The sequence below is a fragment of the Sulfurimonas sp. genome (assembly GCF_019429335.1).
Lineage (GTDB): Bacteria > Campylobacterota > Campylobacteria > Campylobacterales > Sulfurimonadaceae > Sulfurimonas.
Genome location: NZ_JAHYJB010000006.1, coordinates 17,637 through 30,892, shown reverse-complemented (window position 1 = coordinate 30,892; position 13,256 = coordinate 17,637). Strand labels below are relative to the sequence as shown.

The following is a 13,256-nucleotide window of genomic DNA, read 5'->3' as shown; positions in this document are numbered from 1 at the left end:
TTATGATTAACGATATAATTGATTTTTATATAAAAAGTCATCCAGTTACGCTGGGTGTTTTGGCTCTTTTAGCGGTATATTTTATAGTGCTAAATTGGGTTTTTTTCTACAGATACCTCTCAATAACAAATTGGCTTGAAATTGAGAGCAGATCGCTTGAGACTCTTTTGATGGGGGCTTCAAGCGTTCATCCTCAATCTTTTTTAAGCAATTTTTTAAAATCAAGTTCAAATATTACTAAAGATATATTATCTCTATGCCTCTTAGCGGCTACAAAAGATGCCACAAAGGGTCTCTCGATATTATCTGTATTTGCTTCAACGACACCGTTTATAGGTCTATTTGGAACAGTTGTTTCAATTTTAGACACATTTACGCATATTGGACAAAGCAGCGGCGGCATGTCTGTTATTGCTGCTGGAGTTTCTGATGCTTTGGTCGCAACTGCTGCGGGTATTTTTGTTGCGATATTTGCATATACGTATCATCAGATACTAAAGAGAAAATCATTTGAGCTTATTAGCTTTATTGAGATGCAAAGCGATGCAATAATAGCTAGAAAAGTGTAGCTAATGGCTTATAACTGGGATGAAAAACCTGAACTAAACATTACTCCACTAGTGGATGTAATGCTGGTTCTATTGGCTATAATGATGGTTATAGCACCTAATATGATATATGAAGAGAAGATAAATCTTCCTCAAAGCTCAAAAACAAAATCATTATCAAAAATACCTCCTGTACATATAACTATTGATAAAGATAAAAATTTAAAAGTCAACAAAGACAATTTTCAGCTTAATTCGTTTTTAGATAATTTTTTTCTCTATTCAAAACAGTTGGATTTAAAGGCGACCGTATTGATTAGTGCAGATAAAAGTTTAGACTATGGTGTAGTTATGTCTGTTCTTGCTGCCGTAAAGCAGGCAGGCTTTATAGAGGTTTCGTTAGCTACTAATGGATAAGAAAGACTACTATTTTTATTTCAGCGGTTTTATATCGCTGTCTCTCTTCGTATTTTTCACAGCACTTTTTTTTATTGCTATAGTGGCATCAAAGGATGTTAAAATATATGCATTGCAAAAAGATGATTTTATTTCTATATCTGTAGATATGGCAAATGTCCAATCAACTAATGTTCAAAAACCAGTTGAGAGACCCATAGAAAAAGAAGAGAAAGAACCTGTTGTAAAACAAGAGCCCGAAGAGGAAAAAGTTGCGCAAACAGAGAAAAAAGAGGTTAATATAGATAACCTATTTAGTCAAGTTTGGACAAAAGATATAAAAAAAGAAGATAAAAAAATCCAAAAAGAGCTAGATAAAAGAGTCGCTCAAGAGCTTTCCAAGAAAAGTGCAAAATCTGAAGTAAGCAAGGTTGAATCAGCTAGCAGTAAAATTCAAAAAGTCAACTCAGAAAGTAAATCCGAAAAGGATTCTAAAAGCTCTACGGGAACGGAAGTAAATGAATATTTGGCTAAAATTCAAGGCATAGTGTATCAATATTTCATGCCGCCTGACAATACTGAGGGCAAGGTTGTAAAAGCAGTTATAGAGCTTGACTCTTTTGGAAAGGTTATTGATTTTAGAATTCTCACCTATTCAGACAGCGATGCTCTTAATAGTGAGTGTGATAAAATAAAGGGGAGATTGACAAATGTCCTCTTTCCCAAAAATCCTGATAACAAATCAGGTAAATATTTAATAAATTTAATATCGCAGGAGTAGACTTTGAAAATTTTTGTTTCAATTTTATTGGTTATGGCGTCTTTGTTTGCCAGTGACGCAACCATAGATGTTGTAAAAAAAGCAGATAGCCTTCCGACCATCGCAGTTGAGGATTCGTCAGTTAGCTATGACCAAACTTTTAAAAGCAAATTTTTTAAGTCAGTAATAGCCGACTTGAATGTTCTGTCTATATTTAATGTAGATAGAAATCATAGAAATGTTAATTTTGATGCAACCAGCGTACTTGTTGAAAATAAAAATATGAACTATGTCCTCAGATATAAATTATTTGAGGGTGATGGACGTTCTTTGAATGTGGAGCTTAAGCTTATAAGCAACAATGGTGTTGTTTATAATAAAAACTATAAAGTTAATAACACAAATACGTACATGTTTGTTTCTCATACAATAGCATACGACATAAATAAATTTATGGGAGAGCCTCCTGTTGAGTGGATGAAAAGAAAAGTAATATTTGCCAGAATGGTTTCTCCTCAAAAAAGTGAATTGGTAATTTCTGATTACACTTTAACTTATCAACATATTGTTGTCAAGGGAGGTTTTAATGTTTTTCCAAAGTGGGCCAACAAGGAACAAAGCGCTTTTTACTACAGCTCTTTGGATGAAAATAAACCTACACTTAAACATGTGGATATTAAAACCGGGAAAAGTAAAGTTATAAAATCATCCGATGGAATGATGATATGTTCAGATGTCAATAATGACGGAAGTAAGCTTTTGCTGACTATGGCCCCAAAAGGACAACCAGACATCTATCTGTATGATGTAAATACAAAGGCTACTAAAGCATTGACAAACTATGGCGGCATAGATGTAAGCGGACAGTTTTTGGAGAGCGATAAAGTCGTATTTGTATCTGACCGTTTGGGCTATCCAAATATATTCTCTTTAAATATGAATACGGGCGCTGTTGAGCAGGTAGTTTATTATGGAAAAAGTAATGCAGCATGCAGCGTTTTTGGTAAATATATAGTCTATAAAGCAAGGGAGAGTTCTGATGCGTTTGGCAGCAATACGTTCAATTTGCATCTAGTATCAACGGAGACAGATTTTATAAGAAGACTTACCGCAGTTGGTGTAAATGAGTTTCCAAGGTTTTCTGTAGATGGCGATGCAATAATTTTCATAAAAAATTATGAGGGTCAAAGTTCAATAGGCGTAATCAGATTAAACCATAACAAAAACTATCTTTTCCCACTTCAGTATGGGAAAGTTCAATCAATGGATTGGTAATATTTAATTTATTTTATAAATAAATTTTAATATAATTCTGATACAATTCCTGTAAACTAAAATATAAGGTAGAAGAAGATGAAAAAAGTAGTGATTTCAAGCGTGTTAATGGCGCTCTTGGTGTTAAGTGGATGTGGTGATAAAGAGCCTCAGGTTGAAGCAACAGACAGTGCTACTCAAGAAGTTCAACAAGTAGAAACGGAGAGTGTCTCCTCCGTAGAGGCTCCTGTTGTTACTGAGAGCGCTACAGAGTCTACAAGTCAAGTTATCACTAGATTAGAAAGTGAGCTTAAGACAATTTACTTTGATTTTGATAAGTTCAATATAAGAGCTGATATGCAAGCTAACCTATCTGCCGGTGCTTCTGTTGTGAACACTCAAGCAAAAAACTTTTTCGTAAAACTTGAAGGAAATTGTGATGAGTGGGGAAGTGATGAGTATAACTTCGCACTCGGTCTTAAGAGAGCTGAAACTGTTAAAAAAGCTCTAGCTGCTGAAGGTGTTGACGCTAGCCGTATCTCAATGGTAAGCTTTGGCGAGAGCAACCCGGTATGTACAGATAAAACTAAAGAGTGCTGGTCTAAAAATCGTAGAGTTGAGTTCAAGCTTCTACCATAATTAATGAATATCAGTAAAATAGTTGTCATATCGGCAATACTTATACCTTCATATTTAATCTGCGCCGAACCTTCTGCATTCGGTGCAGGTGATTTAAATAATCCAAATCCTTATGGTTTAACTTCCACTGAGGCCACTCTGCTTGAAACTAAAAAAAATCTTCAAAAAGTTGTTGTAAAAAGCAACAACCAAGCGAACGAAGTTGACTCTTTAAGAGAGAGAGTTGATGGGCTTCAAACAATAATAGAGTCAATTAGTTCATCTTCTCGCGAAAACAAGATGAAAATAAAATCTTTGGAAGATGAAAAAACAGATAGTTCCGAGTATAATAAAAGAGTTGCCGAGTCAATTCAGATAAACAGCAAAGATATTGAAACAATAAAACTAAGCCTTGCCGAAATCTCTAAGCTTATTGATGCAATAAATAGCTCATATATTACAAAAGATGAGTTCAATTCATTGGTTAATGATGTAAATAAGTTTAAAGATCTTGTAGCAAAAGAGCTTAAAGCAGGACTGGGTCCAAAAAAATCCAAAACCACAGCTATGTCCGGTGCAGATATAGAGAAAAAAGCCAAAGATTTTTATAATAAAAAGTCTTACGGCGAATCTATTGAGCATTACAAGCAACTTATTGCAATGAATTATAAGCCGGCTCAATCTCACTATATGGTTGGAGAGATAGAGTACTATAGAAATAATTACGCAGAGGCGATTGCTTACTTTAAAAAGAGCGCTACGCTCTATAATAAAGCTAGCTATATGCCTACACTGTTGCTTCATACTGCTGTATCTATGGAAAAAACTGGAGATAAAAAAAATGCAGAAGTTTTTTACGATGCAGTTGTCTCTCAATTTCCTGATAGCAAACAGGCTCAGAGCGCAAAAAAGAAATTAAGTTCAATAAAACAATAATATAGCAACTTATTTGTAGTTACTACTGTTATTATGATAAAATCACAAAAAAATAAAGGCACCCATTATGGCAATAGAAAAAAATCAAATTGTATCGATAGAGTACGAAGTAAGTGACGGAGAAAAAGTAGTAGATAGTAATGTTGGCGGAATGCCTTTAGTGTTTATGTTTGGAAAAGGCCAGATTATTCCTGGACTTGAGAATGCAATCTCTAACATGTCAATAGGTGAAAAAGCAGAAGTTCTAGTAAAAGCAGAAGATGCGTATGGCGAGTATAATGCAGAAGCTAAGCAAGAGGTTCCAAAGGATCAGTTTTCAGGAATTGATTTGGAAGTTGGAATGGCTCTTTATGGTCAAGGCGAAGATGGCGGCACTGTTCAAGTAGTAGTTAAGGAAATTGGTGAGGAGAACGTAATTATAGATTTTAACCACCCATTGGCTGGAAAAGATTTATCTTTTGTGGTATCTATAAACAATATTAGAGAGGCTTCTGCAGAAGAAGCAATGAGCGGTATACCGGTAGAGAACCAGCATGATGATTGTTGTGGAACTGGCGGCGGCACGGGTTGTGGATGCTAATTCCATAGCTGCCTCTGCCTCTTCGGCGCAGGCATTTAAAACAGCAGCTCTTTTAAAGACACTAAGCGTAAATGCCCTTATAAGAGGGGATATTGGTGTCGGAAAAAGAACTCTAGCTCGTTATATTCTCCCAGATGCCCCACTGCTTGACGCATCAAATTATGATGAATTGTTGTCGGCTCTTGAGAGTGTTAATGAGATTGTAATCAGTAATTTGGAAAATTCACCAAATATCAATAAAATTTTAGACATTATAAACAGAGCCAACATAAGAGTAGTGGCAACAGCGAAGAGTTCATACTACAATGAATTTGCAGAGAGACTTTTTAGTATAAAACTTGATATCCCGTCTTTGCAGGAGAGGCCTGAAGATGTAGAGCATCTGGTACAAAAATTTAGTAAAGAGGCCTCTTTGCTTTTTGACTCAAAAGAGGAGTTTAGTCTAAAAAAATTTAAGCCCGACTTGAGTCAAAATGCTCTCTCTTTGAGAAAACAGGTAATGATTAATTATCTGGTGCAAAACATCAATGAAAATGAGTTAATGGGTATTATGCAAAATTATCTTGTTGATAAATTGGGTTCAAATAGTGATTATAAAAACTTTTTACATCTATACGAGATACCGATAATTAAAGCAGGACTTCAAAGATTTAGGTCGCAATTGAAGCTGGCGGATAAACTTGGATTAAATAGGAACACACTTAGAAAAAAGATAGCTGACAACAGCAGATATTTATAGAAGGATGAAGATGAAAAAAATAGCGATGATTTTTGCAGGACAGGGCTCTCAAGCAACAGGCATGGGTAAGGATTTTTATGACAACTCGGAGTTGGCAAAAGAGATGTTCGAAGAGGCTGGCAAAAGAGTCGGATTAAAATTTGATGAGTTGATTTTTGGTGAGCACGACCTGTTAAATCAAACAGCATATACTCAGCCTGCAATATTGTTGGTTCAAATGGTCGCTTATCGCCTCTTTAAAGAGAAGTGCCCAGATTTAAAAGCAGAACTTTTTCTAGGACACTCTTTGGGTGAATTTTCTGCTCTTTGCGCAAGCGGTGCTATTGATTATGTTGACGCAGTTGAGCTTGTTCATAGACGTGGACAGTTGATGCAAGATGCGTGCAGCGATATTGAAGCAGGAATGATGGTTGTTATGGGTCTTGAAGATGAGAGTGTTGAGAAGATTTGTGCAGATGCGCAAAAAGACGGAAAAAAAGTTTGGCCTGCAAATTATAATCAAGATGGACAGCTTGTTGTTGCGGGAATGAGAGCTGATTTGGCATCGTTAGAGCAGACATTTAAAGATGCGGGTGCTAAAAGAGCACTTCTTCTTAATATGTCGGTTGCAAGTCATTGTGAACTACTCTCTCCCGCACAGATTCCGCTTAAGAGTTTAATGGAGGGGATGATTGAGGATAATTTTGAGGCTCCTGTTATCTCTAACGTAACAACCACTCCATATGCGACTAAAAAAGAGGCTGTTGAGCTTTTAACTGAGCAGTTGGTAAAACCTGTTAAATATAAGCACTCTATACTTGCGATAGCTAATCGCGTTGATATTGCAATAGAGTTTGGAAACGGAGCTACTCTTAAGGGCTTAAATAAGAGAATTGCGCCAAATTTAGAGACATACACTGTTTCAGATATGAAATCTCTGCTCGAAGTTGTAGAACAACTCTGCAAATAAGATGAGAATTACGCTAGCTCAGACATCACCGAAATTAAATCGCTCAAATTTAGAGGATTTAGTCTCAATAATTGCTACATGCAGGAATGAAACTGATTTAATAGTTTTTTCTGAGCTCTCTCTAAACGGCTACATGCTTCAGGATAAACTCTACGAGGATGCTTGGGATATAGCCGAGTTAGATATTTTAAAAGATTTAAGTAGAGATGTTGATATCGTCGTAGGTGCGGCTATTAAAGAGGGAACTGATTTTACAAACTCTGCACTCTACTTTTCTAATGGCACGCTTTTATCAAAACACGATAAGGTCTATCTTCCTAATTACGGTATGTTTGAAGAGGCTAGATACTTTAAGGCAGGTAATGTTTTTGAGAGTTTTTCTAGCAGCCATGGAAAAGTATCAATGGTTGTATGTGAAGATTTGTGGCATGTCAGCGTTCATAAAAGCTTAATATCTGAGAATCCAGATTATATAATTGCGCTGGCCGCTTCTCCTGCGCGCGGTTTTAGCGATGCCGGACTTGAGATAGAAGATAAATGGTATGAGATTATAAAAACGCTAGCACTAGAGTGCAACGCAAAGCTTATATTTGTAAACAGGGTCGGTTTTGAAGACGGGCTTGGCTTTTGGGGCGGAAGCTGCATAGTCAATGAAGAAGCAAGTATAGTTTATAAGCTGCCGCGTTATGAAAAAGTAATAAAAACATTTGAGATATAAGGAAAATAGATGAAAATAGCAATAATGGGAGCTATGCCAGAAGAGATCTCTCCGATACTTGAAAAAATTGGTTCATATAAAACCACAGATTATGCAGGAAACAGATATTATGAAGCATCATATAAGGGTGTTGAACTTGTTATAGCTTATTCAAAAATCGGAAAAGTATTTTCAACTCTTAGCGCGGCTACTATGATTGAACACTTCGGAGCTGAAAAACTGCTCTTCTCGGGTGTTGCAGGAGCTATATCGCCGACCTTAAAGGTGGGAGATTTGATAGTTGCTACAAAGTTGGCTCAACACGATTTGGATATTACCGCATTTGGACATCCGTTTGGCTACGTTCCGGAGGGAGCTGTATTTATTGAAGCTGACAAGCAGATGATTGAGATGAGCAAGGAAGTGGCTAAGAGTATGGGTAAAAGCATACAAGAGGGGATAATTGCCACAGGAGATCAGTTTGTGGCTAACGAAGAGAGAAAAAACTGGATAGGAACTACCTTTGGTGCAGATGCGCTGGAGATGGAAGGCGGAAGCGTTGCTGTTGTATGTAGCGCGCTAAATGTGCCATTTTTTATTCTTCGTGCAATAAGCGATGCGGCCGATATGGATGCAAGTTTTAGTTTTGATGAGTTTTTACACACAAGCGCCAAAGAGAGTGCAGAGTTTGTTATGAAAATGGTTGACAAGCTTGCAGATTAAACTTTCAAAAAAAATCATGAGCAAGCTTGGTAAAACAAACGCTGAGTTTAACTTAATAGAAGAGGGCGATAAAATCCTAGTGGGTTTAAGCGGTGGTAAAGACTCACTTACAATGGTTCATGCGCTTAAAGAGCAGCAGCGTCGTGCTCCTTTTAAATTTGAGTTTATTGCAGTAACGGTTTCATACGGCATGGGTGAAAATTTTGATAAACTTATTGCACACTGCAAAGAGCATGAGATTCCTCATGCTATTCATAATACGCAAATTTATGATTTGGCAGGTGAAAAAATAAGAAAAAACTCATCGTTTTGTAGCTTTTTTTCTCGCATGAGAAGAGGTTCTCTCTACGGCGCTGCTGAAAAACATGGTTGCAACAAGCTTGCACTTGGTCATCATATGGATGATGCTGCGGAGAGTTTTTTTATGAACTTTATCTACAATGGACAGCTTCGCTCACTTGCGCCAAAGTATAGAGCCGAGAATGGTTTGATTGTAATTCGCCCGCTTATTCAGATGAGAGAGAGACAACTGGCTGCTTGTGCGTTTGACAATGAGATGCCAACAATCGGCGATGAGGCATGTCCATCAATGAGATTTGATGTAAAAATGCCTCATGCTAGAGCCAATGCAAAAAAGATGTTAAGAAATATGGAAAAAGAGTTTCCGACTCTTTTTACAAGCCTAAATGCAGCTTTTAAAAATATATCCGTAGAGAGCTTTTTTGATAAGGATAAGTTTAATACTTAGACTCTATCCTCTCTTCATCTTTGGCAATTTGTGATTTTTTATCATGAAGAGTCTCATCTTTTATAGCTTTTAAAAACTCTAGAATATTTTCTTGATATGAGATTGTATCGCTATCATGCGAGAGATTAATCAACTCTTTAAGCTGTTTGATTTCTATTTTTTTAGCGTATCTTGGCACCTGTTTTAACTCTTTTTGAATTCCGGCAATTAGAGCATCTATACTAAACCCATTGTTCTCTTTTACCTTTTTAACAAGCTCTTTTGTCGATAACATCAGCAAGCTTGCTCTATCCTCATCATTTTTATAAATTTCCATACCAATTTTTCTAACAATATCATAGTTTTCTGCTTTAATCTCATCATTCGCAGAGATAACAAGTGCAAAAATTTTTGCACGAAACTCTAGCGAACCGTGATGATGAACAAATAGCTCGCGAAAAGCGCTAAAAAAATGACTTTTAATTTTAAAATTTGACACCATTTAAATTCCTACTGTATTCTAATATGCTATTATACATTTTTGATTTTAAAATGAGTGTAAATAGAGATTAGTATATAAAATAGGTGAGGTAAAGTTTATGGGAAGAGCTTTTGAATACAGAAAAGCATCAAAGTTAAAAAGATGGGGGGCCATGTCAAAATTGTTTCCAAAATTGGGAAAAATTATTACTATGGCTGCTAAAGAGGGTGGAGCTGATCCCGATATGAATGCAAGGCTTCGCACGGCAATAATAAATGCTAAAGCTGAGAATATGCCAAAAGACAATATAGAAGCAGCCATTAAAAGAGCAACTTTAAAAGATACGGCAAACATGCTAGAAGTTACTTTTGAGGGTAAAGCACCACATGGTGTACAACTTTTTATAGAGTGTATGACTGATAACAATACGAGAAGCGTTGCAAATGTTAAAAATATACTTACCAAGCATGGAGGAGAGATGCTCATCAAGGGCTCTTTGGAGTTTATGTTTGACAGAAAAGCTATGTTTGAATTTTCACAAAAAGATAGTATGGATTTAGAAGAGTTGGAATTAGAGTTAATAGATGCCGGACTAGAAGAGATAGAGGCTGATGAGGGCATCGTTATAGTTACGGCCGATTATAAGAGTTTTGGTGCTATAAACAGTGCGTTGGAGGGTATGGGTATCGAGATTACAAAAGCAAATTTAGAGAGAATGGCAACATCTCCTATAACTCTTACACCTGAGGAGCAAGCCGATATAGATAAAATTATAGACAAGCTTGAAGATGACGAGGATGTGCAAAAAATATTTACAAATATTGCATAAGGAGTGTCACAAAAAAGAGTAAATAGAATTTATTCTATTTACCACCTGTAACTGCGTTACCCATATCCCACATAGGTAAGAATATGCCAAGAGCAAGAAGAAGAACCATGCTTGCCAGTATTAGCAACATAATTGGCTCAATTGCTTCCGAAAGACCATCAATGATAGCATCAAACCTCATTTTGTAGTACTCTGCAACTTTTCCAATCATGGTGTCTAAGGTACCGCTGTCTTCGCCGGCACTAACCATTTGAATAATCATATTTTCAAATAGTTTTGTATCATCTAATCCTTCATGCAAAGATGAGCCTTTTTCAACAGCAAATCTAACAGATGAGAGTTTGGCTTTTAATGGAAGGTTGTCAATCATTGATATTGAAGTGTCAAGCGCTTCTGCTATAGGTATACCGGCCCGAATAAGCTCTGAAAACACGAGAGTAAAACGGCTAAGTGTTGCAAACATAATGATATTTTTTATCAAATATGTTCTTAATAAAACCTCATGCCAGCCATATCTGATTTCTTTGTTGTTATTTATCAGATATTTAAAAATTGCAAATGATATAACTAAGGAGGCTAATACATAGAGTCCGTAATTGTTAAAAAGATACTCAAGTTTTAATAATATAAGAGTAGGAAGTGGCAGTTCGGCATTTAATTTCTCAAACATGGTCTTAAAGTTTGGAACAACATAAGAGATTAGAACAGTAAATGCAACCGCCATCGCAATCATAACATTTCTAGGATATGCCATGGCTTTTTTAAATTTAACAACATTTGAGCGAATCTCTTCAAGCATGTTAGCAAGAGAGTAGAGTGCATCATCTAGGTTACCTGTTTTTTCACCTAGTTGAACCATGGCTATAGCCAAGTTGCCAAGTTCAAAGCGGAAGTTATTCATAGATTTTGAGAGTGAATGTCCAGAGTTTATATCTTCTGCGAGTTTGCCAAAAACAAGTTTTAGATTTTCGTCAGTTGTAGATTTTGAAATTTCGCTAAGTGAGTCATAAATAGAAATACCGGCATTAGTCATAACCGCTAACTGCCTAATTGATGCAATTAATGCATCCGGCTTTATTTTTCTTTTTTTAACATTACTTAATAGAGTTGTCTTAAATCTTTTAAGCTGAGCCTCTAACGGCTCCTGCTCTTCCGTAATTTTAAGAATAATCCCAACATGTTTTAGTTTTGTAAGCTCGTTCGCCTGTTTCCTATCTTTTGCATACATGCCAATCTGTTCTTTTTTGCCTTTTGTAAGTATAGTTGCTACAAAGTATTTCATTATTTTGCCACCCTTAAAATTTCTTCTAAACTTGTAACACCAGCAAGAGCCTTGTTGATGCCGTTTTCAAATAATCCAATAAATCCATCTTCTAACGCTTGAGCATGTATTAATTCTACTGGCGCATTCTTCGCAATAAGAGATGATATTTTTTCGTTTACAACTAAAACTTCACAAATCATTTCCCTGCCAAAATAACCACTCTCATTACACTCTTTACATCCTTTGCCAATATAAAATTTACTCTCCGGCGGAATCAAATTTTTTAAATCATCAAGTGCTGAAAGAGGCACTTTCTCCTCAGTTTTACAGTTTTGGCAAATTTTTCTAACAAGTCTTTGCGCCTGAATTGCAACCAAGGAGCCACTTATAAGATACGGAGCAATGCCCATGTCAACCATGCGAGTTACAGCGCTTATTGAGTCATTTGTGTGCAGCGTAGAGATTACTAAGTGGCCTGTTAGTGCAGCTTTAACTGCTATTTCTAGCGTTTCAGAGTCGCGAATCTCACCAATCATGATTTTATCGGGGTCTTGTCTTAAGATTGAGCGAAGAGCATCTGCAAAACTAAGACCGACTTTTGGATTGACCTGTACCTGCTGAATAAGATTCATTCTGTACTCAACCGGATCTTCAACGGTAATAACTTTGTCTTCAACATTTCTGAGTTCATTCAGAGCACCATAAAGGGTTGTTGTTTTACCGCTTCCTGTCGGACCCGTAACCAATATAATGCCATATGGTGTTTTTAGCGCTTTTAAAAATTTTTGGTAGCTGATAGAATCCATTCCGGCATCTTCAAGTCTCACGAGTGCTTTTTGTTTATCAAGAACCCTCATAACAATAGATTCGCCGTATAAAATCGGGAGTGTAGATATACGGAAATCATACTCCTTGGAGCTAACCATAGTTGAAAAACGGCCATCCTGCGGTTTTCTTTTTTCTGCTATATCAAGGTTGGCTAGCAGCTTAAGTCTAGAGGCAAGAGGAGGGTAGATATCTTTTTCAAATAAAAATATCTCAATAAGTTTTCCGTCAATTCTTGTTCTGACAACACAATTTTTTTCTGTCGGCTCAATATGAACGTCACTTGCGCGGTTTTTAATACATGCATTTAAAATAACATCAATCAAAAGAAGAATAGAGGATGCTTCTTGTTGCTCCTCTATGGAGTTTATAGAATTTAACTCATCCCTGATTTTTTTTACTAGACCCTTTATGCTGTCTTTAAGCTCTATTTTAAAAAGGTATGATTCAATCTGTTTTTTCGTAGCTACTGCTATTTTAAGTGGTTTTTTTGGAAAAAGTCTCTGAATCGATTCGTGTGCTTCCATATCAAGTGGATCGCAAAAGGCAACAGTAATACTTAAATCATCTTCTGAGACAGGAAAAGCATTATATTTTTTTAACTGTGCAAGGGAGACTTTTTCTGTTAGTCTATAATCCATATCTATAGAATCTAAATCAAGAAATTGAGCATTTTGTTTTTGGGCTAGTTTGATTAGAACATCTTTTTCTTGGATATAATCGTAGTCATCAATGATTGAGAGGTCATACTCGCCGCTTTGAATCTTATCAACAATGAAGCGTACAAGCCTATCCATAGTCATAAATCCAGATATAGTAATGTCTCTAAGAATAAGGTTGCTGTCAAGACCTTTGGCAATAAGTCTGTCAACCTGGCTCTTCATTATGGAGCCGTTAGCTAGTAAATCAGATGTAATCCTATCCATAATG

The 13,256-nt window shown here is 36.3% G+C and carries 16 protein-coding genes; 13 read left to right on the top strand and 3 right to left on the bottom strand.

What is annotated here, in order from left to right:
- Positions 1-2: 2 nt before the first annotated feature.
- From K0A91_RS03855 to K0A91_RS03800, 12 genes are all read left to right on the top strand, one after another.
- Positions 3-569 carry a MotA/TolQ/ExbB proton channel family protein gene (locus K0A91_RS03855; RefSeq protein ID WP_295008339.1) on the top strand — a complete coding sequence of 189 codons (567 nt, stop codon included), beginning with the start codon at positions 3-5 and terminating at the stop codon, positions 567-569.
- Positions 570-572: 3 nt separating this feature from the next.
- Positions 573-965: a biopolymer transporter ExbD gene (locus tag K0A91_RS03850; protein ID WP_295008337.1), complete on the top strand. Its 393-nt coding sequence runs from the start codon at positions 573-575 to the stop codon at positions 963-965.
- Positions 958-1,725, top strand: a complete 768-nt coding sequence (locus K0A91_RS03845; RefSeq protein WP_295008335.1) for a TonB C-terminal domain-containing protein — start codon at positions 958-960, stop codon at positions 1,723-1,725. The genes K0A91_RS03850 and K0A91_RS03845 overlap by 8 nt, the downstream gene beginning before the upstream one ends.
- Positions 1,726-1,728: 3 nt before the next feature.
- On the top strand, positions 1,729-2,979 hold the full coding sequence (gene tolB / locus K0A91_RS03840) for a Tol-Pal system protein TolB (RefSeq protein ID WP_295008333.1): 1,251 nt from the start codon (positions 1,729-1,731) through the stop codon (positions 2,977-2,979).
- A gap of 78 nt (positions 2,980-3,057) precedes the next feature.
- On the top strand, positions 3,058-3,597 hold the full coding sequence (locus K0A91_RS03835) for an OmpA family protein (protein ID WP_295008331.1): 540 nt from the start codon (positions 3,058-3,060) through the stop codon (positions 3,595-3,597).
- Positions 3,598-3,600: 3 nt separating this feature from the next.
- Complete coding sequence (locus K0A91_RS03830) at positions 3,601-4,512, top strand: tetratricopeptide repeat protein (RefSeq protein WP_295008329.1); 912 nt, start codon at positions 3,601-3,603, stop codon at positions 4,510-4,512.
- A gap of 67 nt (positions 4,513-4,579) precedes the next feature.
- Positions 4,580-5,092 (top strand): peptidylprolyl isomerase, encoded by a 513-nt coding sequence (locus K0A91_RS03825; protein WP_295008327.1) that lies wholly within the window; start codon positions 4,580-4,582, stop codon positions 5,090-5,092.
- The gene (locus K0A91_RS03820; protein WP_295008325.1) at positions 5,046-5,831 is read left to right on the top strand and encodes a helix-turn-helix domain-containing protein; all 786 of its coding nucleotides are present in this window, start codon (positions 5,046-5,048) and stop codon (positions 5,829-5,831) included. The genes K0A91_RS03825 and K0A91_RS03820 overlap by 47 nt, the downstream gene beginning before the upstream one ends.
- Before the next feature lie 10 nt (positions 5,832-5,841).
- The gene (gene fabD, locus K0A91_RS03815; RefSeq protein ID WP_295008323.1) at positions 5,842-6,780 is read left to right on the top strand and encodes an ACP S-malonyltransferase; all 939 of its coding nucleotides are present in this window, start codon (positions 5,842-5,844) and stop codon (positions 6,778-6,780) included.
- A gap of 1 nt (position 6,781) precedes the next feature.
- Entirely contained in the window at positions 6,782-7,498 is a 717-nt protein-coding gene (locus tag K0A91_RS03810) for a nitrilase-related carbon-nitrogen hydrolase (RefSeq protein ID WP_295008321.1), read from the top strand.
- Positions 7,499-7,507: 9 nt separating this feature from the next.
- Positions 7,508-8,200 (top strand): 5'-methylthioadenosine/adenosylhomocysteine nucleosidase, encoded by a 693-nt coding sequence (locus tag K0A91_RS03805; protein ID WP_295008319.1) that lies wholly within the window; start codon positions 7,508-7,510, stop codon positions 8,198-8,200.
- Between the two features lie 16 nt (positions 8,201-8,216).
- Positions 8,217-8,948 carry an ATP-binding protein gene (locus tag K0A91_RS03800; protein WP_295008457.1) on the top strand — a complete coding sequence of 244 codons (732 nt, stop codon included), beginning with the start codon at positions 8,217-8,219 and terminating at the stop codon, positions 8,946-8,948.
- Here the strand turns inward: K0A91_RS03800 and K0A91_RS03795 are convergent.
- Positions 8,938-9,429: a hypothetical protein gene (locus K0A91_RS03795; protein WP_295008317.1), complete on the bottom strand. Its 492-nt coding sequence runs from the start codon at positions 9,427-9,429 to the stop codon at positions 8,938-8,940. The genes K0A91_RS03800 and K0A91_RS03795 overlap by 11 nt on opposite strands.
- Positions 9,430-9,526: 97 nt before the next feature.
- Between K0A91_RS03795 and K0A91_RS03790 the strand changes: the two genes are divergently transcribed.
- Positions 9,527-10,237 (top strand): YebC/PmpR family DNA-binding transcriptional regulator, encoded by a 711-nt coding sequence (locus K0A91_RS03790; RefSeq protein ID WP_295008315.1) that lies wholly within the window; start codon positions 9,527-9,529, stop codon positions 10,235-10,237.
- Positions 10,238-10,271: 34 nt separating this feature from the next.
- Here the strand turns inward: K0A91_RS03790 and K0A91_RS03785 are convergent, their stop codons facing one another.
- A complete protein-coding gene (locus tag K0A91_RS03785; RefSeq protein WP_295008313.1) occupies positions 10,272-11,519 on the bottom strand; it encodes a type II secretion system F family protein in 1,248 nt (415 codons plus the stop codon).
- A complete protein-coding gene (locus tag K0A91_RS03780; RefSeq protein WP_295008311.1) occupies positions 11,519-13,252 on the bottom strand; it encodes a GspE/PulE family protein in 1,734 nt (577 codons plus the stop codon). Before K0A91_RS03780 ends, K0A91_RS03785 begins: the two co-directional genes overlap by 1 nt.
- Positions 13,253-13,256 lie beyond the last annotated feature (4 nt).